The organism is Thermococcus camini, assembly GCF_904067545.1.
GTDB lineage: Archaea > Methanobacteriota_B > Thermococci > Thermococcales > Thermococcaceae > Thermococcus > Thermococcus camini.
Genome location: NZ_LR881183.1, coordinates 1,533,242 through 1,558,846, shown reverse-complemented (window position 1 = coordinate 1,558,846; position 25,605 = coordinate 1,533,242). Strand labels below are relative to the sequence as shown.

General features: G+C 53.5%; 28 protein-coding genes and 1 tRNA gene. 9 read left to right on the top strand and 20 right to left on the bottom strand.

Annotated elements, in window-relative coordinates; translation table 11 throughout:
* Positions 1 to 18: 18 nt before the first annotated feature.
* The 8 genes from TIRI35C_RS08540 to TIRI35C_RS08505 are packed head-to-tail and all read right to left on the bottom strand — an operon-like array spanning position 19 to position 4,028.
* Positions 19 to 1,305, bottom strand: coding sequence for an ABC transporter permease (locus TIRI35C_RS08540; RefSeq protein WP_188202517.1), 1,287 nt, complete (start codon positions 1,303 to 1,305; stop codon positions 19 to 21).
* A complete protein-coding gene (locus TIRI35C_RS08535; protein WP_188202516.1) occupies positions 1,302 to 2,057 on the bottom strand; it encodes an ABC transporter ATP-binding protein in 756 nt (251 codons plus the stop codon). Before TIRI35C_RS08535 ends, TIRI35C_RS08540 begins: the two co-directional genes overlap by 4 nt.
* The gene (locus TIRI35C_RS08530) at positions 2,047 to 2,412 is read right to left on the bottom strand and encodes a hypothetical protein (RefSeq protein ID WP_188202515.1); all 366 of its coding nucleotides are present in this window, start codon (positions 2,410 to 2,412) and stop codon (positions 2,047 to 2,049) included. Before TIRI35C_RS08530 ends, TIRI35C_RS08535 begins: the two co-directional genes overlap by 11 nt.
* Complete coding sequence (locus TIRI35C_RS08525) at positions 2,402 to 2,611, bottom strand: helix-turn-helix transcriptional regulator (RefSeq protein WP_188202514.1); 210 nt, start codon at positions 2,609 to 2,611, stop codon at positions 2,402 to 2,404. Before TIRI35C_RS08525 ends, TIRI35C_RS08530 begins: the two co-directional genes overlap by 11 nt.
* 4 nt (positions 2,612 to 2,615) lie before the next feature.
* Positions 2,616 to 2,915: a DUF2178 domain-containing protein gene (locus TIRI35C_RS08520; RefSeq protein ID WP_188202513.1), complete on the bottom strand. Its 300-nt coding sequence runs from the start codon at positions 2,913 to 2,915 to the stop codon at positions 2,616 to 2,618.
* Entirely contained in the window at positions 2,916 to 3,284 is a 369-nt protein-coding gene (locus TIRI35C_RS08515) for a hypothetical protein (protein ID WP_188202512.1), read from the bottom strand. It abuts the gene before it with no gap.
* Positions 3,285 to 3,647, bottom strand: coding sequence for a DUF2178 domain-containing protein (locus TIRI35C_RS08510; protein WP_188202511.1), 363 nt, complete (start codon positions 3,645 to 3,647; stop codon positions 3,285 to 3,287).
* Positions 3,648 to 4,028 (bottom strand): DUF2178 domain-containing protein, encoded by a 381-nt coding sequence (locus tag TIRI35C_RS08505; RefSeq protein ID WP_188202510.1) that lies wholly within the window; start codon positions 4,026 to 4,028, stop codon positions 3,648 to 3,650.
* A gap of 101 nt (positions 4,029 to 4,129) precedes the next feature.
* On the opposite strand from TIRI35C_RS08505, the gene TIRI35C_RS08500 reads away from it, so the two are divergent.
* Positions 4,130 to 4,217: transfer RNA gene (locus tag TIRI35C_RS08500), tRNA-Leu, on the top strand.
* A gap of 341 nt (positions 4,218 to 4,558) precedes the next feature.
* Here the strand turns inward: TIRI35C_RS08500 and TIRI35C_RS08495 are convergent.
* The 5 genes from TIRI35C_RS08495 to cgi121 all read right to left on the bottom strand — a co-directional run bounded on the left by TIRI35C_RS08495 (position 4,559) and on the right by cgi121 (position 8,040).
* Entirely contained in the window at positions 4,559 to 4,888 is a 330-nt protein-coding gene (locus TIRI35C_RS08495; protein WP_188202509.1) for a hypothetical protein, read from the bottom strand.
* Positions 4,878 to 6,080, bottom strand: a complete 1,203-nt coding sequence (locus TIRI35C_RS08490; RefSeq protein ID WP_188202508.1) for an MFS transporter — start codon at positions 6,078 to 6,080, stop codon at positions 4,878 to 4,880. Before TIRI35C_RS08490 ends, TIRI35C_RS08495 begins: the two co-directional genes overlap by 11 nt.
* Positions 6,081 to 6,092: 12 nt before the next feature.
* Positions 6,093 to 6,356, bottom strand: a complete 264-nt coding sequence (locus TIRI35C_RS08485; RefSeq protein ID WP_188202507.1) for a TMEM165/GDT1 family protein — start codon at positions 6,354 to 6,356, stop codon at positions 6,093 to 6,095.
* A gap of 12 nt (positions 6,357 to 6,368) precedes the next feature.
* A complete protein-coding gene (locus TIRI35C_RS08480; RefSeq protein ID WP_188202506.1) occupies positions 6,369 to 7,547 on the bottom strand; it encodes a pyridoxal phosphate-dependent aminotransferase in 1,179 nt (392 codons plus the stop codon).
* A gap of 85 nt (positions 7,548 to 7,632) precedes the next feature.
* Positions 7,633 to 8,040, bottom strand: a complete 408-nt coding sequence (gene cgi121 / locus TIRI35C_RS08475; protein WP_188202505.1) for a KEOPS complex subunit Cgi121 — start codon at positions 8,038 to 8,040, stop codon at positions 7,633 to 7,635.
* A 209-nt stretch (positions 8,041 to 8,249) separates the two neighbouring features.
* Here cgi121 and TIRI35C_RS08470 point away from each other — a divergent pair, with 209 nt between their 5' ends.
* From TIRI35C_RS08470 to TIRI35C_RS08455, 4 genes are all read left to right on the top strand, one after another.
* Positions 8,250 to 8,441, top strand: a complete 192-nt coding sequence (locus TIRI35C_RS08470) for a ribbon-helix-helix domain-containing protein (protein WP_167889617.1) — start codon at positions 8,250 to 8,252, stop codon at positions 8,439 to 8,441.
* A gap of 65 nt (positions 8,442 to 8,506) precedes the next feature.
* Positions 8,507 to 9,760: a cell division protein FtsZ gene (ftsZ, locus tag TIRI35C_RS08465; RefSeq protein WP_188202504.1), complete on the top strand. Its 1,254-nt coding sequence runs from the start codon at positions 8,507 to 8,509 to the stop codon at positions 9,758 to 9,760.
* A 35-nt stretch (positions 9,761 to 9,795) separates the two neighbouring features.
* On the top strand, positions 9,796 to 10,566 hold the full coding sequence (locus TIRI35C_RS08460) for a ParA family protein (protein WP_188202503.1): 771 nt from the start codon (positions 9,796 to 9,798) through the stop codon (positions 10,564 to 10,566).
* Positions 10,553 to 10,897 (top strand): P-loop NTPase family protein, encoded by a 345-nt coding sequence (locus tag TIRI35C_RS08455; protein WP_188202502.1) that lies wholly within the window; start codon positions 10,553 to 10,555, stop codon positions 10,895 to 10,897. The genes TIRI35C_RS08460 and TIRI35C_RS08455 overlap by 14 nt, the downstream gene beginning before the upstream one ends.
* A gap of 133 nt (positions 10,898 to 11,030) precedes the next feature.
* On the opposite strand, the gene TIRI35C_RS08450 is transcribed toward TIRI35C_RS08455, so the two are convergent.
* The 6 genes from TIRI35C_RS08450 to TIRI35C_RS08425 all read right to left on the bottom strand — a co-directional run bounded on the left by TIRI35C_RS08450 (position 11,031) and on the right by TIRI35C_RS08425 (position 15,818).
* Positions 11,031 to 11,489 (bottom strand): adenylyltransferase/cytidyltransferase family protein, encoded by a 459-nt coding sequence (locus TIRI35C_RS08450; protein ID WP_188202501.1) that lies wholly within the window; start codon positions 11,487 to 11,489, stop codon positions 11,031 to 11,033.
* Between the two features lies 1 nt (position 11,490).
* A complete protein-coding gene (locus tag TIRI35C_RS08445) occupies positions 11,491 to 12,009 on the bottom strand; it encodes an RNA-binding protein (RefSeq protein ID WP_188202500.1) in 519 nt (172 codons plus the stop codon).
* A 2-nt stretch (positions 12,010 to 12,011) separates the two neighbouring features.
* Positions 12,012 to 12,659, bottom strand: coding sequence for an orotidine-5'-phosphate decarboxylase (pyrF, locus tag TIRI35C_RS08440; RefSeq protein WP_188202499.1), 648 nt, complete (start codon positions 12,657 to 12,659; stop codon positions 12,012 to 12,014).
* A 4-nt stretch (positions 12,660 to 12,663) separates the two neighbouring features.
* Entirely contained in the window at positions 12,664 to 13,266 is a 603-nt protein-coding gene (locus TIRI35C_RS08435; protein ID WP_188202498.1) for a DUF4443 domain-containing protein, read from the bottom strand.
* 63 nt (positions 13,267 to 13,329) lie between these two features.
* Complete coding sequence (locus TIRI35C_RS08430; protein ID WP_188202497.1) at positions 13,330 to 14,478, bottom strand: inositol-3-phosphate synthase; 1,149 nt, start codon at positions 14,476 to 14,478, stop codon at positions 13,330 to 13,332.
* A gap of 41 nt (positions 14,479 to 14,519) precedes the next feature.
* Positions 14,520 to 15,818 (bottom strand): bifunctional L-myo-inositol-1-phosphate cytidylyltransferase/CDP-L-myo-inositol myo-inositolphosphotransferase, encoded by a 1,299-nt coding sequence (locus TIRI35C_RS08425; protein ID WP_188202496.1) that lies wholly within the window; start codon positions 15,816 to 15,818, stop codon positions 14,520 to 14,522.
* Positions 15,819 to 15,903: 85 nt separating this feature from the next.
* Here TIRI35C_RS08425 and TIRI35C_RS08420 point away from each other — a divergent pair, with 85 nt between their 5' ends.
* From TIRI35C_RS08420 to TIRI35C_RS08410, 3 genes are all read left to right on the top strand, one after another.
* Positions 15,904 to 16,578 carry a diphthine--ammonia ligase gene (locus TIRI35C_RS08420; protein WP_188202495.1) on the top strand — a complete coding sequence of 225 codons (675 nt, stop codon included), beginning with the start codon at positions 15,904 to 15,906 and terminating at the stop codon, positions 16,576 to 16,578.
* A gap of 91 nt (positions 16,579 to 16,669) precedes the next feature.
* Positions 16,670 to 19,087 (top strand): hypothetical protein, encoded by a 2,418-nt coding sequence (locus TIRI35C_RS08415; protein ID WP_188202494.1) that lies wholly within the window; start codon positions 16,670 to 16,672, stop codon positions 19,085 to 19,087.
* Positions 19,084 to 22,113, top strand: coding sequence for a hypothetical protein (locus TIRI35C_RS08410; protein ID WP_188202493.1), 3,030 nt, complete (start codon positions 19,084 to 19,086; stop codon positions 22,111 to 22,113). Before TIRI35C_RS08415 ends, TIRI35C_RS08410 begins: the two co-directional genes overlap by 4 nt.
* A 6-nt stretch (positions 22,114 to 22,119) precedes the next feature.
* Here TIRI35C_RS08410 and TIRI35C_RS08405 read toward each other — a convergent pair whose 3' ends face one another.
* On the bottom strand, positions 22,120 to 24,531 hold the full coding sequence (locus TIRI35C_RS08405; protein WP_246454735.1) for a hypothetical protein: 2,412 nt from the start codon (positions 24,529 to 24,531) through the stop codon (positions 22,120 to 22,122).
* 312 nt (positions 24,532 to 24,843) lie between these two features.
* Here TIRI35C_RS08405 and TIRI35C_RS08400 point away from each other — a divergent pair, with 312 nt between their 5' ends.
* Positions 24,844 to 25,605 carry an ABC transporter ATP-binding protein gene (locus tag TIRI35C_RS08400; RefSeq protein ID WP_188202491.1) on the top strand — a complete coding sequence of 254 codons (762 nt, stop codon included), beginning with the start codon at positions 24,844 to 24,846 and terminating at the stop codon, positions 25,603 to 25,605.

Sequence of the window (25,605 nt, the reverse complement as noted above, 5' to 3'; positions counted from 1 at the left end):
ACAAACAAAAAAAGAACATCACTCCACAGTCTTTTTCTTCCTTCTGCCCCAGCTGACCCCTGCCGTGAGGATTCTCTCCGTTGAGAACAGCCATGCCGTGGCGTAGAGTATGACGACCGCCACCACCGTTAGGTAAGCCATGCTTATCGCTATCGGCGTGTAGCTGCTGAGGAGGACGTAGCGGTAGTCCACCACAGGGTGTGTGAAGGGCACCGCCAGCAGAATATATTTGACGACCGCGGGAAGGTCGTTTATGTCGGTGTACATCAGCAGGAAGGCCGGAAACGCCAGGGGCAGGATAACCGCGCTGACCAGCGTTGTGGCGCTCTGGACGTCCTCTGCAAAGGTCGCCACTATCATGGCTAAGCTGAGGGCGATTATTATCGTCAGGAACACAACCAGGGCAAACATCAGCGCCCCCGTGGGGGTGACGACCAGACCCAGGTCTTCGAGGCTCACCCCGCTCGAACCCAGCCCAAAGGAGCTCATGTAGTAGCGCATGCCTATCATGTATGCTATCGCGGCAACAAGGCCCATCATGGCCGTTCCGAATATCTTCGCCGCGACTATCTTCGTCCTCGCCACGGGGAGGGTGAGGAGTGTCTCCAGCGTCTTGTTCTCCTTCTCGCTCGCTATGGCTCCAGCCGCCATCTGGGAGGTTATCATGACCATCATGAAGACTATGAGCGGTATCGTGAAAGCCTGGGCCGCTATAACGCTCGAAACCGCGGTTGGAGACACGTTTACGACATTGTTGTTTATGACGGACTTGCTCTCGATCCTTATCGGCTGCAGTATGGCATCGGGATTGCCCGCGCCGAGGTTCTTCACCTTTATCCTGGCTATTTCGTCGCTGAGTATCCCGAGAACGGCGTTTATCCTGCCTTCGCTGACGCTCTCTTTTATCCCTGTGCTTATCGTCGTGAAGATGCCGTATATCTCCACCGTGGCCGTCTCGTTGGCCTGGAGCTTGGCCGTGAAGTCTGGAGGGATGACCACGAGAACGTTTTGCTCGTTCTGTACCGCCTGTTGAATGGCCCCCTCTAGAGATGTGGCATTCACCACCGTCACCGTCACGTTCGGGGCCACTTCTAGGGCCTTTATAAGAAGCGCACCGTACTTCCCATCGTCGAAGTTCACTATCGCCACGTGGGTCTCTCCCTGGGCCTGCTCCATGCCGATGTTCACGGCTTTTCCCATCACAGGAAGCAGTATCAGCGGGACGACCACGAGGCCAAAGACGAGCTTCTTGTCCCTGAAGAGGTTCCAGAGTTCTTTCTTGGCCATGACCCAGAAGTCGCTCAAGCCCCTTCACCCCCTATTGGCTCGTCGATGTTCACTCCGACAGCGCGCATGAAGACCTCCTCGAGGTTCTCTGCCTCGTACTTCTCCTTCAGCTCCTTTGGCGTTCCCACTTCTACTATCTGTCCCTTGTTTATCAAAGCAACGCGGTGGCAGAGAAACTCCACTTCAAGCATGTTGTGGCTCGATAGAAGGAACGTTACGCCTTCTTTTCTCGCGAAGCGCCTTATTGTCTGCCGTATCGAGTATGCGTTCACGATGTCAAGCCCGCTCGCAGGCTCGTCCAGTATTGCCAGCTTTGGCCGCACCATTAGGGCCCTCGCTATGAGGAGCTTCCTCGTCATTCCCTTTGAGTACGTAGAAACCTTGTCGTTGAGCCTTTCCCCCAAACCGGAAAGCTTGACGCCGAGCTTGAGCATCTTTCTAGCTTTCCCCTCGTCCTTGGCGTACAGCTTCGCCATGAACCCGAGGTATTCGTAGCCGGTGAGGTTCTTATAGGCACCGGCCTCCTCTGGCAGGTAGCTGATGATTTCCCTGACCCTGTCGGCCTCCTTCACCACGTCGTGGCCCGCTATTTCTGCCCTCCCGCCGGTCGGTTTGAGGAGCGTGGCGAGAATCTTCAGCGTCGTGCTCTTCCCGGCACCGTTGGGCCCTATTAGGCCAAATATTTCGCCCTCGTTGATGGAGAAGCTTATCCCCTTGAGGGCCTTCACCTTTCCGTAGTCCTTCTCTAGGTTCAGAACCTCAACGAGCATGCCCAGCCCTCCCAACTTTGTAAACGAGCAGTCCAATGGTCGCGAGCGCAACTCCAAAGAGGAGCAGCTCTGTTATTCTGGCATAACCCCCGATTATGGCAAATCCAAGGCCCGTTGAAACGCCGAGCCAGCCGTTTAATTCTTGGTCGTTTTTAAAGCCGTGGTCGAGCCCCAGGAGCAGCGCCCCAACAGCGACCAGCCCGAGCTCGATAAGGAGCAGGGGCGTGTTTACCCCCGTGCAGACCTCTCCGCTCGGCACTTTCATGCAGGCCAGCCGTTCAACCGGCGGCTTTGCTATGCCAAGCCCTATGCCGAGGAGATAAACCATCAGCCCGACCACCTTCTTACCGTTCATCCCCATCACCCTCGTAAAGGAATATATCCTCGATTTTAACACCGAAAAAGCGCGCTATCCTAAAAGCTAATCTCAGCGATGGGTCGTATTTACCCTTCTCAATCGCTATCACCGTCTGCCTCGTTACTCCCAAGGCCTTCGCCAGCTCCTCCTGGGTTAGGCCTCTGCTCTCCCTCAGTTCGCGAAGGCGATTTTTCATAGGCTCACATCCTCCTCGCATAATAGGCTCTAAAGATCAGGTTGCCGAAAAATATAGTGGCGAATATCAGAACGGCGAGGTTGGTGCACCGCTCGTCCTTGAGAACCAGCCACGAGTAGTAGAGCGCCGCCACTGTGACGAGAAGGACAAGCTCCAGCGTTCTCGCCGCTGAGAGTTTGGTTATCTCAAAGGCCCTCTCGTCTGGAGGAAGACCGATATCCCTCACTATCGTCCGGGTCATGAAATGGCCCAGGAGTCCGCCCCCAATCAAGGCAACCAGCGAAATCAGGGCGAGCTCGTTCACTCACATCACCCGCTCATAATGCGCCTTCAGGACTGCAGCGGCCAGAACACCCGCCAACGTCGGCAACAGGAGCCACTTCGAAAGCAGAACCACCGTTTCATAATCGTGGCCAGCGAGCCAGATCAGTTCGTAGCCAAGAACGATGAAACCGACTCCTATGCCTCGGTAAAAACTCTTCATGGTTATCAGTTCGGTCCTTTCGTCTCTGAGGGGCCCTACTTCCTTCTCGTAGGTCTTCGTGAGGGCCCAGGTTCCGAGCCAGACGAGGGTGAAGAAGAACCAGCTTAGGTATGTGCTGGTTCGCGAGTAATAACTCATCAGGAAAATTGCCATGAAGAGAAAGACGAAGTGAATGACCCCGAACCTCATTCACATCACCCGCTTGTAATGATAGTGAGAAATCAGGAGCACGGCCGCACCAAGGGCAAGAGGAATTATAAGCTTCGTCGCCACCACAACGTTTCCTCTGCTGTACTCCCATAGATATTCAGCGAAGAGGAAAAAGCTCATCACAGCATAGCCATTCCTCGCGCTCTTCGCACTTATGAGCCTGCTCCTCTCGTCCTCAATCCTCTCAACCTTTGAGTTGTAGTACCAAGCCAGCAGATAGCTGAGTAAAAAGCCCGCCACAAAAATTCCCACAGCCAGAAGGGCTTTTCCGGACTTTGTTGAGTAAGCCAGCCCGATTATCATGCCCGTGATGAGAATCCCGAGCAGGCCTTCGTACTTCATTCACATCACCCTTGAATAGTGGTGCTTCAAATACAGTTTGAGAGTCGAGGTTAAGACCATCAAACTGATGGCCAGGTAATAGGCGCTCCTCGGGCTTGGGTCGTTCTCGGAGAGAATGGAAAGCGCCACGACCGCAAAGGCTAAAGCCAACACTAGGACCTGAAGGGTTCTCCGTGAGGCCATCTCCTCGATGCGGAGCGTTCTCTCGTCGCTTATAATCTCCCCTCGTTTTTTGAGCCAGTCAGCGTAGAGGAACGAAACCGCGATTGCCGTCACTAAAACTCCAAAAGCCATTTCCATGTTCTCCATCCACAAGGCAACGGCCAGTAGAGAGGCCGTTGCTATGGTGATTGTGTAACCTACAATCCTCCATCTCTCCATGCTCCCACCATGTAAAGTTTCCTTTACGTAAAGCTTCCTTTACATCCTTATAAGCCTTTCCCCTCAAAGTTTTTAAAGCACCGGGAAGAAGTTCAATCCGCGCGGGGGTTGCCGAGCCTGGCCAAAGGCGCGGGATTTAGGGTCCCGTCCCGCAGGGGTTCGCGGGTTCAAATCCCGTCCCCCGCACCATTACAAACTTTTGCTCCGCAAAAGTTTGATCAAAAGTGTGTGATTCTTCTCCCAACTGGGATTCTGAGAGCGTTTGCACTTTCCAACGGCTATTTTCTCAGGGAAATTCTCTTTAGGGGGTTATTAAACGAGGTTTCCTCTAAAAAGAGCTCCTTCGGAGCACGCGAAAGTGTGAACCTAATGGTAACGGCTCTTAACTTTGAGGAATTTCACACATCCAAAGGGGCTATTGGAAAGTGCAAACACTCACCAAAAAGCTTCCTACCACAGGAATCACGAACTTTGATGAAACTTTGCCCCGCAAAGTTTCTTTGGTCAAGCTTTGCGCAAGCAAAGTTTCCTCACGGCATCTTGAGCTCAGTCCTCACTTCCTCGTCCATCAGGACGAAAAGAATCAGCGCCGAGAGGAGTGTCAGCGTTATTGCCGGAATTGAAAGGCCAACCATCACCCAGAGGAGTCCAAAGAGAAGGTCGAGGAGGGCTATGTACGCCGAGAGGTCCACGAGTGTCTCGTGCCCCACCCAAATCCCGTGGGCGAAGAGCAGGTGCACGCTCCCAACGAGGATGTAGCCAAAAAACGTGTACCTCTCCCCAAAACTCATCGCGGCTATGCCGTAGAAGAAAACCGCGAGTAATGTAAAGAAAGAAACGACGAAGGGCTTAGGCCGCATCGCCGAGCTCCTCCACTGGGAGCTTCATCCTTGCCGAGGCAAGGAGAAGAAGGATTCCGAGGATTGCCATGCTGAGATATATCAGCATCCCCGTGGTCACGCCGTGGACGAGGACGAACATTACGTTGGGGGCCACTGCGTTGGCGGAATTGGAGATGAGGCCGAGGGCGAAGCTGGCCTCCGGATAGATTTTCTTCGGGTACGTTGCCGGTGCCGTCGTCCAGAAGGCCGGTCCCGTTCCCTGGACTATTCCGGTAATCGCGATTCCTATGAGTGCCAGCCTGTAGTCGTTCGCCGAGATCGCCTTCCAGACAATGAAAATTCCCGCGAAGGTCACCGCGTAGGAGAGCGTCATGACGCTTACTATGGCCTTAAAGAGACCGCGGTTGCTGGTGTTCTTGACTGAAAGGCGGTAGCCGAGATAGCCCATTATTATTGACCACAGTGCCATTGAGACCTCGAGCGTCATAACAAGGTTCGCAACCTGGGCATCGCTGAATTTGACGTTGTGGAGCGTGAATGAACCGAGGGTGAAGATTATCCAGAGCGCGGGGAAGAACGTAAAGCCGAAGACCCAGGTGAATGGCATCTTCCAGACGTTTGAGCCTGAGGAGTGCTTTTCCTTTGGAATCTCGAAATCTTCAATGAAGAGCCACCAGAGGGCAAGCACAGCGTACATTACAGCGGCCGAAACGAGGAACGCAACCTTGACGGCTCCCCAATCGGAGTAGTTGTGGGAGGCCCATTTGGCGAGGTTTATACCGTAGATTCCGCCCCAGAATATGCCTGAGAGGATTATGCCCTTGGCAAAGGGCCTCTCTGCGACGAAGAGCCTTCCAATCTGGTTGCTGAAGACAGCTATGAGTGCGACTATGAAACCCTGGAAGAAGCGGAGCGCTACAACCCCGCCCCAGCTCGGCATGAACGGAATCAGCAACTGCGGTATCGCCGCGAAGCTGATTATGAGGGCAACGCTCCTCTTGAAGGAGCCCTTAAACAGGCTCGTTCCACCGAGGAGGAACGCGACGAACAGACCGACGACGTAAGCGGTCTGCTGGTAGCCCATGGCCGCTTCGGTTATACCGTAGTGGTCTATCACAATCCCCGCGAACTTTTCAAGCATGTGCATGGTTCCAAAGCCCGCCGCGACGACGAGCGTGTTTAGAAGCACGGTAATCCATCTTTTCTCCATGAGTCTCCCTCCTTATAGCTTTCCGAACAGCATTAGGATGCCAAATACTATGAAGAGCGCCCCTGCGAACCTGTGGACCAGTTCGAGGGGAATGAAGTCGCCGAGCCTGTCGCCGAGAACCGCGCCGATGAGGTTTACCGCTGCGAGGCCAAGAATGGCCCCCATAAACGCTACCTTCCATCCGTATCTGGACGCGAAGGCCATAGTTGCCAGCTGGGTCTTGTCTCCGAGCTCGGCTAGAAAAATGGCGAAGAAGATGGCCAGAACGCCGTCCATCCCTTTCCCCCGCTAGAGCTTTGACAGTGCCTCGTTCATTCTCTGCATTGCCTCTGTGAGCTGGCTCTTCTTTGTGGCATAGCTTATCCTTATCCATCCCTCTCCGGCCTTGCCGAAGGCTGTTCCGGGTATGACGACAACGCCGGCATTCTCGAGGAGCCAGTCTGCGAAATCCTCGCTGCTCATCCCGAGCTCCGGGTCGATCTTGGCCCAGAGGTAGAAGGCGCCCTTCGGTCTGAACGGTGTGATGTGGGGCATCTTGTTGAGGTGGTGGAGAACCAGCTTCCTCCTCTCCGCGTAGGTCTGCCGCATGGCCTCAAGAGCCTCCCAGCTGCGCTTGTCGCGGAGGGCGGTGATTCCGGCTATCTGAATGAATGACGTGACGTTTCCGATGACGTAGGCGTGGAGCTTTATCATGTCCCTGATAACCTGGGTTGGGGCTATGGTGAAGCCGAGGCGCCAGCCGGTCATGGCGAAGGTCTTGGAGAAGCTGTTTGCCAGAATCGTGTTGTCCGGGGCGTATTTGATCATCGGGTAGTGCTTCGCCCCCTCGTAGAGGAAGTGCTCGTAGGGTTCGTCGCTGAGAATGTAGAGGTTGTAGTCCTCCGCTATGTCAGCTATTGCCTTCACAGTCCTCTTTTTGAGAACTGCGCCTGTTGGGTTGTTTGGATAGTTGATAACGAGCATTCTCGTTCTCTTGGTTATGGCCTCAACAAGCTCATCGGGGTCGATCTGGAACTCGTTCTCTTCGCGGAGGGGTATCCTCAGGATGCCGGCCTCGGCGATTTTTGCGTCCTCAACATAGCAGACGAAGGCCGGGTCTGGAATGATAACGTCATCGTCCTGCTCCAGAAGGGTCTGGAACGCGAGGTAGGTGGCCTCGTAGGCGCCGGCGGTGACGATTATATCATCCGGGGATATATCAACCTTGTAGTGGGTCTTGTAGTACTCGGCTATCGCTTCACGGAACTCGGGGATGCCCGCGTTGGGGGTGTAGTGGGTGTACCCTTCATCTATCGCCCTCTTAGCGGCCTCCTTTATGACCTGTGGAGTGTCGAAATCAGGCTCACCGATGCCGAGGGATATAACGTCGTCCATCTTCTTTGCCTTTTCGAAGAGCTCCCTAATCTTTGAGCGCTGGATGAGGTTTATTCTGCCCGCAAGGAAGTATTTGCGTTTTTTATATCTCATGAAGACATCACCCCAGGCAGTCGGGAATGATGAGGGGATTTTATAAACCTATCCACCATAAAGCACATGAATGGCCATGGGCTGCCTATAAAACTTCAACGAGAGCCGCCTTTTCAAAAAATCTTTTCGATTTTTCTGCCCCGCAGTCGGTCATGGGCAGCTCCTCCAGGTTCAGCTTCGCAAGAATCTCTCCGACCCTATTGCGGCTCCCAAAGACCACAAGATAATTCTCCCCCTCCCTGACACCGTGCTTTGCTATCGCATCTTTTATCTGGAGTGTTCCGGCAAGGCGTAGGAGGAGCTCGCCGCCGGGGGTTCTGGCGTGGTTGGTGTCCCTCTCAAATGAACGGAGCACCAAAAGCGCCGCAAACGCCACTTCTTCCCAGCATTCGGCACTAACTATCTGAAAGTCGCCGCCTATCAAGGGTATGATTTCTCCGGCATCTTTGACGAATACTTTCGTGATGTGAAGATTTTCCGTAATTTCTTTCATCGGGCCACCCCATCCCCGGTGGATTCTTCGACGTTAAAACCCTTTCTGAGTCCCGTTGATTTGATTACTTGTTAATTTTTTGTAAATTGGCAATTTTTTAAAAATTTTTTGAAAATTATATTATCACAATAATATTAAGCAAGCGCAAAGTATTTAACTAATTAAATCACTATTTATTTCAGCGGCTTGCTGAACTGGGTGGTGCAGGGATGGCCAAAATGCGGATCATCAGTGTACAGCTTCCCCAGGGACTTATCAACGCTATGGATCAGCTCGTTAGAAAGGGGGTATACCCCAACAGAAGCGAGATAATCAGAGAAGCTATCCGCGAGCTTTTGAAGAAGGAGCTCTATCAACTGGAGACTGAGGAACGTTCAACGCCTGAGTACGTCCTGAAATAAGCCGCTGAAATCAACGTTAAAATCAAAGTCATTTAATAGTCGAACCTGAATTGGGGGTTGGGGCGATGGTATTTAAACTCTTAGAACAGGCCGGAATAAAACTCGATCTGGACGACGAGCCGAGGGTAGCGCAGGTTGATGGGTTCTCCGACGAGAACCTTGAGGACCTCATAAAGATCGTCATCGTCGGTGTTGGTGGTTCTGGAAACAACACCATAACCAGGCTCTACGAGCTTGGCGTTCAGGGCGCGGAGCTCATAGCCATGAACACCGACGCCCAGCACCTTGCCAGGACGAAGGCGCACAGGAAGCTTCTCCTCGGCAAGGAGATAACGCAGGGCAAGGGTTCCGGTGGAAACCCCGAGATAGGCTATCGCGCCGCCGAGGCGAGCGCCCATGAGATTGCCGAGACCATAGGTGACGCCGATCTTGTGTTCATAACCGCTGGTATGGGTAACGGCACCGGTACGGGCGCTGCTCCCGTTGTTGCCAAGGTCATAAAGGAGCGTGCCAGGCACAACGGAAGGTTTAGGGAACCGCTCGTCGTCAGCGTTGTGACCTATCCGTTCAAGAACGAGGGTAAGATAAGGATTGAGAAGGCCAAAGCGGGAATAAAGGCCCTCATGTACTACTCCGACACCGTCATCATAATCGAAAACGACAAGCTCCTCAAGCTCGTTCCGAAGCTTCCCATCAATGCCGCCTTCCGCTTCGCCGATGAGATAATAGCCAGGATGGTCAAGGGCATCACCGAGACCATAAAGCTTCCGTCCATGGTGAACATTGACTTCGCCGACGTTTACAGCGTCATGCACAACGGAGGTGCCGCTCTGATAGGAATCGGCGAGAGCGACTCCAGCAACAGAGCGGTTGATGCCGTCAAGAACGCCCTTGAGAACAAGATGCTTGAGGTCGAGTACGGCAGCGGCGATAGGGCACTGGTTCACTTCACCGTTGGTCCAGACGTGAGCCTCGGCGAGATAAACGACGCAATGAACATCGTTTACGAGAAGCTCGGCGAGAAGAGCGAGATCAAGTGGGGCGCCAGGATAGACGAGGATATGGGCAAGGTCGTCAGGGCAATGGTCATCATGACCGGCGTTAAAAGCCCGCACATCCTGGGTGGAGAGCACGCCCTCCAGGTCGGCTCGTCGATGAAGGACAACATAATAGCTCCCGAGCCGGTCAAGCCGTTCAAGTCCAAAGAGGGAGATTTCGACAGGATATTCAATATGATATCGGGCAGGCCTGAGAAGAAGGGGAAGGAGCTTCCGCCCTACGCGAAGAGGGTTCTCGACGACTTCCTGGATATTGCTTGAATTTCTTCCTTCATCATTTGGACACAGGTGGTTCTATGGCAGTGGTTATTAGCGTAGCCAATCAGAAGGGTGGGGTCGGAAAGACTACCCTGACGATGAACCTCGCCTACGCTCTCTCCGCGATGGGCAGAAGGGTTCTTGTGGTGGACATAGACCCCCAGTTTAACCTTACATTTGGTCTTATAGGCATGGACGTCCTTCAGCACGGTGACAGCAACGTAGGGACGCTGATGACGAGGGAAAGCGACATCGAGGGCACCATAGTGGAAGTTCGAGAGAACCTCCATCTGATACCCAGCCACCTCAACCTCTCGGCCAAGGAAATTGAGATCATCAACACCTACAACCGTGAGAGGAGGCTTGAAAAGGCCCTCCTTCCTGTTCTGCCGGACTACGACTACGTTCTCATTGACAACCCACCGAGCATGGGCATCTTCCTGGTCAACTCCCTGACGGCCTCGGATTACGTCCTCATACCTCTGGAGCTCAGCTATTTTGGCGTCATAGGAATGCAGCTGATGTTCAACCTGATGCGCATGATACGTCAGGAGACCAACGAGAACCTTAAACTCCTTGGTCTGGTTCCCAACAAGTTCACCCGCCAGACGAAGGTTCCAAAGATGCGCCTCAAGGAACTCAAGGAGACCTACCCCGATGCTCCGATTCTGACGACCATCCCGAAGGCCATAGCCCTGGAGAAGGCTCAGAGCCAGGGGGTTAGCATATTCGAGTTCGAGGGTGATGGAAGGGCTGCAAAGGCCTTTTCAAAGCTTGCCCGCGAGGTGGTTGAGCTTGTCGAAGGATAAAATTCCCAAGCTTTTTGACGGTTCCGTTAACGAGCTCACGAGGCCTTCCAGGCCGAGGAAGAAGGATGAAAAGGGTACCCTGAAATCCAAGGACATGAAGAAGGAGAAGATGCAGAAGACCCTCTACATAAGCAGGGACATGAACCGGAAGCTCATTGAGCTGTACGGCGAGGAGGGAAGGAGGCAGAGCATAATCGTGGAAGATGCGGTGAACCTCTACTACTACCTTAGAATGGCACTGGGTGAGAAGAAGTTCGAGGAGCTTCTGAGCGCTGTGAGGAGGGAAGACCCGGAGTTCCTGCGGGATTACATGGGCAGGTTCAAACTTTAACGTTAACCCAGATGCCTAGATTCACCCGTTGAATAAGCCCGCTTAAATCATGCCCCAACTCCCGGTGGATGGACATCGAGCGGCAACCATGGAATAATCTGCTCGAACCAGGCTCTGGAATAACCCCCTGAAATCAGTCGCAGTACGCCTCCACTATCCTCTGAATTATTTTGCTCGTCTTTGCCCTGTCGCTCCTGTAGAGGTAAGGGATCCGTATGACCTCCGCCTCTATTCCGTGGTTCCTCAGCGCGTCCCGGAGGCGCTCGCAGTTGAAGTCCTGGTCCGGGCCTATCGCGACGATGTCCGGGTCTATCCTGCGCACCAGCTCGTAGTCTATACCTCCAGGGGAGCCGATGTAGACTTCGTCCACCATCTTCAGTGCCCTCAGAAGTTCCGCCCTGTCCTCCGCCGTGTTCACGGGCTCCCTGCGCTTCCGTTTTCTCACCGTTTCGTCGTGGGCAACTATAACCACCAGCTCGTCCCCCAGGGCCTTGGCCTGGCTTAAAAAGTGAATATGACCGATGTGCAGGAGGTCAAAAACCCCGCCGACGAGGACGCGGATTTTTCTCCTCCCCTCCGTTTCCCCGCCCATATCAACCCACCGTCAGTTCCCAGATCCTGTCCTTGGCGTGGTGGATGTTCTTCACGGCCTTCCCCTTGGGCTTCTCCTTCATGGCCTTTCCGTCCATCAGGGCTATGCCTATCGCCAGGGGCCTTCCGTAGTCCTCCTCCACCACGAAGACGAAATCGCCCTCCTTTATGCTCTCATCGGCGTCCGTTATCCCCGCGGCCATGACGTCTGCACCTTTGAGGACGAACGGGACGGCGCCGGCATCGACCACGACGCGCCTGGGCCACTCCCTCAGATTCTCCTCATTGGATAGCTCGTAGAGCGCTATAACAAGCGGGAAGATGAGTCCCTTCCTTCTTATGAAGAATGGCTTCCCGTTAACCAGGAGTATCTCCGTCGTCTTATCGAATTCCGCGACCTCGACCCTGTCCTTCCTGTTCAGCATCTTCCCCGCTATCTCCTCTCCGAAAGTCTCGCTCATCTCCCGGATTATCTCCTTCACTTCCTTCTTGCTGAGCGGGTGCTTGACCTTCAGTTCCATTCTCACACCCCCAACGTCTCCGCGTACAGCATTCTGGCGCTTTTCCTCGGGTTCTCGCTCGCGTAGATTGAGCGGCCGACTATTATGTAGTCCGCCCCGGCCTTTAAAACATCACCCGCTCTGCCGCCCTGGGCACCGACACCCGGGGTGAGGATTTTGATTCCCGGCTTCAGCTTCGAGCGTATGTACGAAACGCGCTCGGGCCTGGTGGCGGGGGCTATAACGCCGAAGGGCTCAAGTTCGTTGGCCAGTTCGATGAGTTTGTCCGTGGCTGGCTGGATGAACTCCTTCGCACCCGGGTGACTCATCTCGACGACTATTATGGTCTTCCCAAGCCCCATTACGGCATCAACACTGTCGCTCCCGACGAAGCCGTGCGCTATTATGTAGTCTGCTCCTGCCTCGAAAACCTTGCTCGCTATCAGCCGGTTGGTGTTCGGTATGTCCGCCAGTTTGAGGTCGGCTATTATCGGCAGTCCCGTAACCTGCTTGAGTTCGGTGATTATTTCCAACCCTGAGCCGATTATCAGCGGCCAGTTAACCTTCACCGCCCACAGATAATCGGCGGTGCACTCGGCTATCTCAAGCGCCCTCTCCCGTTCGTACACGTCAAGGGCCAGGATTAGCCTGCGGTCTTCACTCCCGCTCATTTCGTCACCTCACGAGGGACTTTATCTCCTCCGGAAGAACCTCCTCCTTCAGGGAGAGTGCCACGTGGTAGGCGCTCTTCATGGCGTCCGCTTCCTTCTCTGCCCAGGTTACCACGACGAGGTCGCCGTCCTCCAGCCTGAACGCTCCCTTAACCTTCTCCGCCAGTTCGGGCATGGTCTCGCTCAGCGGTCTCCCATCCTCCGGAAAGATCGGCTCCCCGTTCCTCACTACCAGTATCATCGCACCCTTTGCGAAGAACCGTATCGCCTCGTCCCGGAGCTCGATGCTCTTGAACTTCCCTGGCTCTCTCACGGTCAGTGCGAATGCGGGGTGGCCCTCAATCTCCCCTACGCGGCGGACTTCTGAGAAATGCCTGGAAATCCCCTCAAGAAGCTCCATTCCTCTCCCGTTGAGCGAGTGTCCGCGCTGGGTTGAGCGTATAAGGCCCTGCCACAAAAGCTTCCTCAAGAGGGTCCTGACACTGCCCTCTCCAAGGTCCAATGCCTCGGATACGGCCTTTCTTCCCGTCGGGTTCTGGAGCATGAAAAGAACCGCAACTGCATCCTCAAGCGTGAACTCAGGATAGGCTCCCCTCTTCCAGCTCATCGGCTTCCCTCCGGAAGAAATAGGATTGATGGGATTAAAAGGTTTGTTGGAAGAAGAGGGGAATCAGAGCCATTTCGGCTCCAGACCCGCCCACATCCTCATCTTCTCGTGGGCTATGATGCGCGGTATGTTCGGCCTGTCTCTCGGTCCCGGGTTCTTCATGTAGAAGGCGTTGACCTCGTAAACGGCTCCAAAGGCCTTCTTCTCGACCGCTATCTTTCCAAGTCTGGCGAGGTCAACGAGAAGGCCCGCTAAAGCTGGACTGTCGTTTATCCTGCCGGTGATGACCAGCTCATCGTGGGCACCGTTGAAGCTGACGTACTCGATGTGCATCGCTATGAACTTCTTGTCGCCGAGAGGCTCCAGGAATCCAGTGGGCTTGATGTAGTGGGGAGCGTCGTAGCCGAGGAGCTCCTTGACGACCGAGCTCTTGGTGAACTCCTTGCTCTTGTTCCTCTCCTTGTCGGTCAAAGCCAGGAAGTCGTTGTTTCCGCCGATGTTGAACTGGGCTATGTCAAGCACATACCTGTTCCTCTGGGCGAGGTGGCTGAGCACATCGGCGGTGAGCGGAGTGGCTCCGGTGGCACCGTCGTCACCGAAGATGGCCATGTTGTTCTCCTTGGCAAGCTCGACAAATGCTGGATCGTTGGCTATAAGCGTTGGAATCGCGTTGACGAAGGCAGCCCCGCCAACCTCCCTGGCGTACTGGGCTATCGCGTAGGCGTAAACCTGGGTGGCGGTGAGTCTGTCCCTGTTGTCTTCAGCGATGGCCTTCTCAAGCTCCTCCCTGCTTCCGAAGGGAACGAAGGCCTCGGTGGTGCAGACGTTTATGAAGACCTCCGCTTTGAGTTCCTTCCACTCGTTCACGAGGTGCTCTACCGCTTCGCTGAGGGTCATCTCGTCCTCAAGGCCGGTGGCCTCGAGCGGAAGGTTCCTGAGGCTCCTCAGGTGGATTCCCTTCCTGACGGTGATGCCCTTGAGGGTCTCCGGCGCCTCCGGATCGTAGACCTTGACGACATCGTAGAGGCTCCTGCCGACCTTGTTTGCATCGACGTCGTAGGAACCAACTATCTCAACGTCCTTAATCTTGATTGGAAGCTCATCGGCAAGGGGGACTCCGTACGGCTCCATCTTTCCGGCCTTTATCTTCTCAAGGCCGCTCGCGAAGATGCTGGCAACGTAGCCCTGTCCGAGTATGACAACCTTCACCATTTCATCCACCTCCTCAGTTGCTCTAAGATATTTTACAACAGTTAAATAGTTTTCGGCTGCAAAACTTTCCTAGAAATTAAATACGCCGTTGCCGCCACCCGCAGGTGCGTGATTATTGCGAGAAGGAGGAAGAGTGCCTTAACCGAAGCCCCGACCGGATACAGAAGGAAGAGCATGGTGGTGAAGATTCTCTCGTCCCTCTTGCCGGGGAGCTTTCTGAGGGCGGGAATCGAGCCGTAGGCGTCCTCACCGTAGGCGGCCTTGAACCTCTCGGTCGAGTAGCTCACCATCACCGAGCCGAGGAGTGCCAAGAGGGCGATTAGATACCAGAGAGACTCGGTAAGGGTCGAATAGGCCAGGAGGGCCAGAAACGCGCCGTCAACGTAGCGGTCGAGGATGGAATCAATGTAGCCCCCGAACCTGCTCGTCATCATCTGGGCTCTCGCCAGCTCGCCGTCAACGCCGTCGAGGATTGAGCTAATCTGATAAAGTATTCCCGCCAGCGGAAGGCTGACGAGCGTCAGAAAGGCCGAAATCACTCCGAGGGCAAATGTAATGAGGGTCATCTGGTTCGGGGTGACCTTCTCGGCGAGGAGGCAGCTTATCTCGGTTGAAACTTTCCTGTTGAGGTGCCTGCTGATGAAGCCGTCGCCCGTTCCCTTCACCGCGGTCTTGACGAGCATCCTCTTGGCCATCTTAAGGTCAGAGGGCGTGTCAACATCAATCCAGGGGAGGCCGTCGAGGAAGGTAACTGGCAGTTCGGCCCTCTTAACAATCTCGCTTAAGGGGTAGTCTCCTCCTCTCTCCCTCTCCAGCGCATCTGTTATCTCGAATATTGTGTCATCGAGGACAAAGAAGCCCGTATCGACCGCGTCCCATCCCTCAAGCTTCTTCCCTATCTCCGTCACCCTGCCGTTTTCAACCTTGAGCTTCGTCGCCTCGCCCACGTCCGTCCATCTCGGTTTTCTATCGGCTATCAGGCCGCTTCCCCTAAGGGCTTCCCTGATGAATTCCTCACCGTAAACGTGGTCGCCCATCACCAGAACGAATCTTCCTGAGACGTGGTTTTTGACCAGGTGGAGGGAGTGCCCGTTGCCCTTTTCCGGCTCGGAGTTGATTACCAGCTCGGCGTTGAAGCCGTGCCTCTCCAAGAACTCACGGTAAAGTCTTGCATAGCGTTCGTTGGTGACTATTATGAACCTCTCAACGCCGTTTTGTCCGAGGAGGGTAAGCGTCCGGTACAGGATCTCCCTCCGGGCGACTTTCAGGAGCCCCTTGGGTTTCTCTCCCATCCTCGTGCCGAGACCTGCCGCCAAAATAACCGCCGTTTCTGGCGCCATCGACATCACCTTTTTAAAGCCCCCGCCGAGCCTCTCTCAAGTGATGGTTATCCGACCAATGATTTGAAGCTTTCGGGTGAGAGAGATGCGCGTTGCCGTGCTGTATTCGGGCGGGAAGGACTCTAACTACGCCCTCTACTGGGCGCTTAGGCAGGGATTTGAGGTCAGGTACCTCGTCTCGATGGTGAGCGAGAGCGACGAGAGCTACATGTACCACGTGCCGAACATCCACCTCACAGAGCTCCAGGCGAAGGCGATAGGAATTCCCCTCGTCAAGGGCTTCACCAGCGGTGAGAAGGAGAAGGAAGTTGAGGAGATGAAGGCCGTCCTTGAGGGGCTTAAGATAGACGGCGTCGTTGCCGGTGCTCTGGCCAGTGAGTACCAGAAGAAGCGCGTTGACAGGGTAGCAAAGGAGCTCGGCATAGAGAGCTTCGCCCCGGCCTGGCACCGCGACCCAATCGAGTATATGTGCGAGATAATCAGCATCTTTGACGTTGTCATGGTCGGCACGGCAGCCTATGGCCTCGACGAGAGCTGGCTCGGAAGGAGGATTGACGAGAAAGCTTTGGAGGAACTTGTGAAGCTCCATGAGAAGTACAAAATTCACGTCGCCGGTGAGGGCGGTGAGTTCGAGACCTTTGTGAGAGATGCCCCCTTCTTCAGGGCGAGGATAGTCTTCGATGAGGTCGAGAAGAAGTGGAGCGAATGCAGCTATTCGGGCGTGCTTGAGGTGAGGAAGGCGCATTTGGAGTGGAAGTAGGCTATATTCATAACTCTTGTTTATCCTAAACCTCTAGGAGATTCCAAAAAGCTCTTATATTCTGACTTCGCCATATGGATAGGTGACTTTAGTGAGTGATAGAGAGGTTTACATAAGAGAAAGTTCCAAGCTCCAGAGGGCATTAGTAAGCGCCTTTAATGATTACATTGGTTCGGGAATGTATTTTGGACCACCCGATGGAAAATTTCGAAGGATTCTCCTGGACAACGAGGTTCCCATGAGAAACCTCTACGACTGGGGTCACGCTCTTATTCACGACGATTATCGTCTTGGAGACGTACTGTTGGGGATGGTTAAATCTCAGGGTGTCATTGGTTATCAAAAGGACGTCAAGCAAATCTCAAGGGCACGGAGGGTATCGGACATACCCTCACCCCGATCGGAATTCCTAATCCTGTGGGGAAAGCTATCAAATAATGGGGAAGGCATCCCAGTAGGATTGCTCGTGAACGGCGAGAGTTCGGAAGAGGTTATTGGGACCTACTATCGGGAGGTTCTGAGGGATGCCTTTGATTCAGAGGTGTTCAACAAGCTGTGGGAATCTCTAATGGACTATCTCACCTACAACTTCAACCCTTCCACAGGTCACCAGAAGTACAGGGACGTCCTGAAGACTCTCCCCAGCAAGAGTTCGGAGAAATTAATGAGACTGAACTACGAGGGCAAGAGTTTTCCGTCTTTTCCAGGGATAATAAGAACCGTCCGTCTGGCAGTTTTCCCAAACTCCGGGAAGTTCTACTCTGTCCCCCTCTTTGGGGAGGGCTGGAACGAGAATAGGAGTGTTCTAAGAATCCTCCTAAAGCATAAGGACAACCCACAGGTTGTTGAGTTTCTAAGGCATTACGGGATTGAGTGGTTGGAACCGGAGGAACTGAAGATCCTCTTTGCCCTCAGGGAGAAGGTTTTTCCCAGAGTCCGAGGAAGGCTTGTTCAAATCTCACAAAAGCGTAAGCTCGGAGGGCTTGACGCAATTCCTCTCTACGTGCGCCCCACAGGAACGGTTAGAATAGGCTCAATTCGACCCACAAAGGTGGATAAGGTCACCAAAACAACATACCTCGTGAGTTTCTTCAAGAACAAAACAGGAACACCGAAGGTCAAGAACATCCAGGAACTTCTCACGGTGATGATGGCCAACTCCTATTACCTACCAGAAACCATCGAAGTCCTCCAGCAGAATCTTGAGTTAGTCTCAGGAAAAAGGTCAAAAGAAGTGGAGGAATGGACGAGCGTCATCAAGGCAACCTTTGATTCAGTCCTTCTCTACGCGCTCTTGAGAAACGCCGTTAGAATTGAGGGGCTGGAGTTCTCAAAGGGCCACGTTGTTTTTCTGAATTTCCTCAACACGAGGGACAGGAACACGGTCGTTCACGACTACTATTACCACCTGCTGGATGGAGTAGAGAACATGGATCTGCTCCATGGTACTGGGGAGAGGGCAAGGGTAAACGTTCAGAACTTTGGCCACGACGTCTATCCTTATGGACCAATTGGAGATGAGGAGGCGCTCAACCTCTGGGAAAAGGTACCGTCGAAAAAACGAAACGAAGTCGTTCCCTATCGCCTGTACGAATTTGAAGACGGTACTGGAGGGGTGGTCTACCTGCTTAATCCTTCGAAGAGAGGAAAACAGCCGTCCACGGCCTGGTACGTCGGAGCATCAAAGCTAAAGGCGTACGAGGACAATCTTGACAGGCACTGGGTCTGGGGTAGGATTTCCCAGCACAGGGAAGAGTACTACGCCGCCATGTCCCTCAGAAACACCTCCACCGCGGGATACCTTCTCTCAATTGACGGGAGGGACGTTGCGACTCACATCAAGATTTACGCTCACGGGGTATTTGCGAGGTCCCTTTATAGAGTGGGGGATTCAACGAGTAGCTCAAACTACTACGTCAGGCTCTTGAAGACTTCCACTTACGGGCTTTTGGACGGAAAGCGCGTCAGGCTCCTTCCAGAGAGGATAATATACAGGAGAGACAACCCGAGGAAAGCTCTCGATAGCCATCCCAAGATATTTGAAGACATAAAAAATGCTGTTGAAGACGATGGGGTTCATCTTGTGCATGTGCAGAGTCTCAGAAACGTTGAACTTGGAGAAACTCTCAGTGAGTTACCCGCTTCAGCTATATTCGTGGACTGGGATGGACTGGTTCTATCAAAAGAAGAGTTCGACAGAGCCATGGGCATCAAAAAGCATTACCGGTCGTGGCTGGCGGTGCTTGAGGTTGGGGGACATAACGCCCGGGTTTTTGTAACAAAGGACCCCCAGGAGAATTCCGAGTCCCGCATCTACAGGCATCCCCTGATGATGCTATTTTCGGAGGGCGTTCTCTCAGACGAGGAGATGCTGTTTACATTGGGATTGGCCGATGAAAAGGGAGGGGTTAGCTTGGCCGGAACGAAGCGTCTGTTCTATGCCCCTTATCCGGACGTTTCGAGAAAGGTCATTCGGCCGTCCTTGCTCCTGGGAGGGGTTGTGGAATGAAGGAGAATCCTTTAACGGTACTTTATGGGGAGGCATTTGAGCTTGGAGTAAAAGCGGGTCTTGCTTCAAAGGCCTACCAACTACCCGACGGTTACGACGTGGAGGATTTTGAAGACGCCCTCCTTGAAGGAGACGATACCCTCTTAGAAATGGCGAGGGAGATTGCGGGGGAATCACTGCCCCTGTACAACTACGTTCTCGAAAAGGGCCTGGATAGGGATGCAAGAATTTCCAGAATCGTTGAAGTATTTAGGAAGAAACAGGTCAAGAGGGCCCTCAAGTTCTCCATAGACGGGTCCCTCCTAGCAAACACGGATGTTGCCAACATTTTGTCTCTCCTTCAGATGGGATACAGAACGGGAAAGATTTTAGGGGAGCGGTACGAAACGTTCCTTTTAGAGGCCCCTGTTGGATATTCCCTTGGTTATCTGTATCCAGATTTTATAGCTTTCAATGGAAGAACCCCAGTTGCCATTGGGGACTTCAAGGTGCTGTTCGGCTACTTTGACGCAGACTTGACCAACGTTGCCTGGAGCGTTAGTTTTGAGACGTATTCAATGGAAGAACTTCTGACGAGGGTGAAGAGGATTAGTGGATACAGTTTCAAAACCCTCTATAACGCCGCGGGCAAGTATGCAAAGGTTCTCAACTATGCGCGGAAATTCGACAGATTTCCAATTGAGGCCGTCGTTGTATTCCCGCTTGGGATTTCAATACTAGAACTCGGCTCCTTCTCTGCCATAGGCGAATACTACTCCAAGCTACTTGAACTGCTGGAAAAGATGATGCCTGAGTCTTTCATGGAGCATGCCAGGGAAATTCTCGACGGTTTCTACACCGGAAATGCATTCATAAAGTACGACGAGACAAGCGGGACCTTTTACTTCCACAAGAAAAGCAAGGATAAGGGGATCCAGCTCAGGTGGGACAAAAGACCAATACAGCAAAACATGGGGCACATTAAAACGCCGAGGCCATTCTATATCGGAGTTATGAAGAGAAGACTCAGGCATGAAAAGGACCTAATGAAGTATCTAGAGGAATTCGACCTCATCATCGATGCGTCAGACCAGGGGGCTGGTAAGAACTATGTGTTTTTGAGGTATGCTTCAGATGTCGTTAGTAACGGTGGGAAGGTGCTCTTTATATCACCCCGCCTGCACATTCTAAGCGAAACCAAGAGAAAACTAGAAAGAAACGGAATAAAAACTCTCCTTGTATCATCAAGTGCCCGAAGGAAGCTGAAAAAGAGAAAAACCTATGTTGAGACCCTTGAAGCACCGAAAACAGGGACTTATCAGGCATCGAGGAAACTTCTAGGGTCTCTTCGCACTGAAGAACCGGGGGTTGTCCTTGCAACTTCCCAAGCGTTCCAGTATCTAAATCCAGGGAGCTGGAAAAGTGTGCTCAAGTATACCGACCTAGTGGTATTCGACGAGTTCACCAACTCAGGAGCCGGGGCCGTTGAGAGCACGCTCAGTTTTCTTAGAACATTCTCCCGAAACCCTCGCGGGACTAAGGTAGCCATTCTCGACGCTTCCATGACGCACCCAGGCCTATACGTGGATACCTTTAAGAAACATCTCTCGAGCAGAGGAATGGTTTACACGCCCCTTGAGGTCCTCGTGTCCAGGGTTGAGGAAGACCCCGCAGTTAGAGAGTTCAAAGTGAACTCGATAAGGGCTGTTTACTACCGCATCCATCTCGACTTCCCCCTCGAATACTACGCGATGGGTCTGGGTGTCCATTCCCAAATTCCGGACTGGAACGCAGTCATAGCTGGTGCCAGCGAACTTCTGGGGGAGAGGGAAGTAAATCTTGAAAACTTGTTAAAAGACGGGAAAGTCGTGTTCTACGTGGACAACCGTCTTTACGTCGATGACTTAACAGAGTTCCTCGTGGAAAGAGGGTACCCCACAACACCAGTCCACTCAGAGATTGGTCTTTCCAACGAGGAACTCGGAGGCAACGTTGTTGGAACATCAAGCCTGGCCTTTGGTGTGAACCTCGAAAACCACGACGTTCTCGTGTTTATCTCTCCCTACCCCGGCTACAGGCACGACAACAACGCATATGGGATAGAACTGTATCGTCAGGTGATAAAACGACTCAGAGGGTATGAGGGAGGAAAGAAGCACGTAATCTTTGTTGGACTGACGGGAAACGACGAAAACTACTCAGAGGGGGTGGCTTACCTTTCACTCGTAGGGTTCATCAGAAACCTGCTTCTGAACAGGGATTTTCACATCAGGCTGCCTATGTTCTCAGGGGGTGGGCGTTTCTTCAAGCCTTCTGGAGGGAACATGAAGCCGGGAGAGAGCAGGGAGGTTTCATTCGAGGCTTTCATGAGGGACTACTATCCGTCCCTTAAACGTCTATTTATGGCCTCCGGATTTTCCCTTAGGCCGGTTTTCAAGTTTGAATTTGCCCTGAGTGAGGATTGGGAGCTTCCGGTTCCCTTCAGGGTCCACAGGATAACCGGAGAATACGTGGCCAACAATTTCACCCTCGAAGTGCTACCCCTGAGGGTCCAGTTTGACCACGTTGAACGCTTCCAGGAGGTTCTTGCGGACCGAAAGTACAGGAGAAGTGCAGAACTCCTCCGAAACTTAGTTCCCAAGATTGACGAGTATCTGTCTTCGGTGAAAAACGAGCACGAGCTTGCTAGAAAGCTCGAAAAAGCTCTTCGTCCTAGCTACATTCTCGCGGGCTACTCATCACTCCTGCTTGTGCCATTCCTGTATCCCCTCCACGTCGATGAAATACCCCACGGAATAGATTCCCCCCTGAAGAGACTCTTCTTTGGAGAATCAAGATACACAGAGATTCCCGTTAAGGTTGTGGAAAAGGATAAGGGAGTCGAAAACTTCGGCATACTGGCTATACATCCGGTTTTCGGAATGACAACGGGCAGAAGAGACGTTCCAGTTCAAGAAAAGTTAAGAATGGCGATGGTTGAGGAACGGCTGAGGAAAAACCGCTTCTACCTCCCCAACGTGTGGAAGGGACATGACTGGAGGAAATAAAAGAGACTAACCCTCCTCGACGTCCGCCCACAGACTGACCCGTGAGCAGCCTCCGGAAACGCCGCAGACGTTGAAGCTCAGACCAAAGGCCTTGGTCGGGATCGCCGAATCTTGCTCCCAGTCGAAGTATTCGCCATCGAAGAGCAGGGTTATCCCCACGTTCCCCATGGGGTCGTCGTCGTTGCCCCACTTTCCTGAATCCTCTTCCCAGCCGGAGTACTCCATGTACAGGAAGGGGACGTCGGCCCTGTCTTTCTTCAGGAGTTCCTTGTGGAGGAAGAGGGATTCCTTTGATATTGCCCCGTGCTCCAGCTTTCCCGAGGGCATGCATGCGTCAACGTCGTAGGTCAGCTCGCCGCCCTGCGTTCTAAGTTTGGGGTAGGAGTAGGCACTTCCCACAGGTGCCATTGACGTTATCTCAAGCTTATGGAAGTCCTGGGGAACGTTCACGCCGCTCGCCTCGGTAAACCCGGCACAGGAACGGGCGTAGATGTAGTATTCATCCGGCCCTATCTCGGTGTCCTTCGTGAAGTCCACTGAATGGAGCTGGGAGCTGAGCGATGCGTACCTGAGCGTCCTCGGCACCTCGACCGTGTAGAGGAGGTACGTGACGAGCATGTTTCCGTCCTCTGACGGGACCTTCACGAGGGCCCCCTTCCTGAACTCGGCGGAGTTCGGCGGTAAAGCGTAGGAAGAAACTCCAATCATGTCCGGCTCGGACCCAACGAGCCAGTTAAAAACCTCTCCCCAGACGTCCGTGGCGCTCTTTCCGCTTATGAGCTGGTTAGTCCACATGCCCCCCGTGTAGGCGTATTTGAGGGCGGTGCTTATCTCACCAGTCGCGAAACCTATGGCGGTATCTATGAGGAATCCGGCGCCCATGCTCACGTAGTCACCGGGCTCGTCCCTGTCCCACGCGGCCGTTTTGAATGCTATCAGCCTGTACTTTTCCGCCTCCTCCAAGGGCATCGCCAGGACTGGATAGCCGTTTACAAAGGCGTAGTCCAGGCTGATAGCCTTGTCATCGTGGTAGAGCAACCTGCTCCTGTCCTCCGCTTCAACCCAATGGGCAACCGGGTAGCCGAAGGTGTATATCGGACTGTAGTTGATGGGCAGAACCTTGCCCTCCGGCCAGTCAACGCCATAGGCCCACGAGACGAGCTGTATCTCACCCTCCGCCTGGTCTTTGTTGCCCTTTATGTAGACGTCCTCGACCACTATCACCAGATATCTCTCAACGTCCTTCTCCACCGAGAACCCCTCGGTCGCGTTGAACCAGAGGTTTGCCTTCGCGGGGAAGCGGTAGTCCATGTTGCCGAACCAGCCCCGGAAGTACCTCCAGGGGATCAGGCTGAAGAGGTTCTCCAGGGTGACGTTGAGGACGTTGCCGTCCGCAAAGGCTTTTCCCTCGCGATAGACGTTTCCGGTTGAGTCCTTCAGGAGGTAGTGGTCGGCATAGATGTATGCAATCCAGTCGGCCCTTCCGTTGTCGGTGCTGTCGATGTAGAATAACACCGGTAATTTTCGTAGTTCCTCCTCACTCTCGAAGTAGAGGCTCAGGCTCAGGTCGTAGGAGTGGGCCTTTGCGTGGAGGCTGAACTTTCCTCCGGGCTCTCCGTAGTAGGAGGAGCTGGTGTAGTCTATCCATCCCCTCTCGTATTCGATGGTAAAGACACCGTTGCCTGGGTAGTGCACTATCTCGCCATCCCCCATCGGGACGGCCTTGGCTCTCATGTAGACCCTCCTTGGAAAAACATCCCTGAAGTTCTCGATGGTGAAGCTCACCGATGAACCCCTGACGTCCACGTTTCCGCTGGAGAGCTCAATCAGTCCGTTTTCACCCACCTCATAGAGGGTGAAGCCACCGCTGTAAAGATGCAGTTCCCACATCCTTCCGAACTCACTCCCCTCATCGAAGTATAGAACGGTCGGTTCGTAGGTTATCTTCCTGTTGTGGATTACGTCGTAAAAGACCTCCGCGTGGATGTAGGTTTCCGCCAGTTCTTCGTCCGCGAACTTTATTGTGAAGACGAAGTTTTTACCCGGGTCTCTGCTCGATGTCAATACGCTTATCCAGTCGATAACGTCCCTTTCTCCCGGAGAGAAGGCCATCGAGCTTATCGGCCCGGCGTAGCTGAAGTTGGCCTTAACCATCGTCACCGGCACTATTACTGGAGTTAGGCTCACGTTGAAGTCGAAGTTGAGCGAGAACCCGGGCCCTGTTCCGTTCCCGTTGGTCTCTCCGGCTTCACAGCCAAGGTCAGGGTCTTCACCTTCGCAGAGGACGTTTCCGTCCTCGTCGTAGCTTAGGCTTTCATTGGGTGGTGTTTCGGTTGGAGTTTCAGTGCCTGTATCTGTGGATGTTTGGGTCTCGGTTACAGTTTCAGTTGTTCCCGTCTCGGTTGTTGAGCTTTCCATCGTTGAGGCAGTCCCACCGCCATCTTCCTCCGAATTTCCAGTCATTGTGCCCGTGGAAGAGGGGGTGTTCCCGATACACCCGCCCACGAGCACAATGACACTCAATAAAATGAACAGCAAAAGCGTGGTACCTCTCCTCATGATACCGCCTCCAAACTCAAACCTGCGGGCAAGAAACGAAATTGGGACCCGTACAGAGGCTTGGGTTTTACCCACTTATGTACCTTATTCTATTTAAGAGTTCCTCTTATGAAGAGTCATTCAAGGGATAACGTTTATTAAGGCCTCCCCGTTATTACCATCGGTGGTGGAATGATAGAGATCGAAGGCCTCGTCAAGAGGTTCGGTTCTAACGTGGCACTCAAAGGGATAACCTTCACGGTCAAAGACGGCGAAATTTACGGCCTTCTCGGCCCCAACGGGAGCGGAAAGAGCACGACGATGAAAATCCTGGCCGGAATAATTCCCCCAAGCGGAGGAAAGGCCATCGTCAACGGGATAGACGTTTCCAAGGACCCCCTCCGGGTGAAGAGGATAGTCGGCTACGTCCCGGAAACACCGGTTCTCTACGAGAGCCTCACCCCTGTTGAGTTTTTCAACTTCATCGGAAGCGTGAGGGGAATTCCAGCGGAAGAGCTCCAGGAGCGCGTTGAGACCTTCGTGAGGGCGTTCGGAATAGAAAAATATCTCGGCGAGATGATAGGTTCTCTGAGCTTTGGCACAAGGCAGAAAATCTCACTCATCTCCGCCATGCTCCACGACCCGAGGGTTCTCATCCTCGATGAGGCCATGAACGGTCTCGACCCCAAGAGCGCCCGAATCCTGCGGGAACTCTTACTCCAGTTCAGGGAGGAGGGCAGGAGCATAGTCTTCTCCACCCACGTTCTGGCTCTGGCCGAGACTATATGCGACCGCGTTGGTGTCATATACAACGGTGAGATAATCGCTGAAGGAACTGTGGAGCAGCTCAAAAGCTTTGCACACGAGGAGAGCCTTGAAGATGTGTTCCTCAAGCTCACCGAGAGTCAGGAAGAGGTGGCCGGAATAGTCATGGCCCTTAAGGAGGCCCTTTAG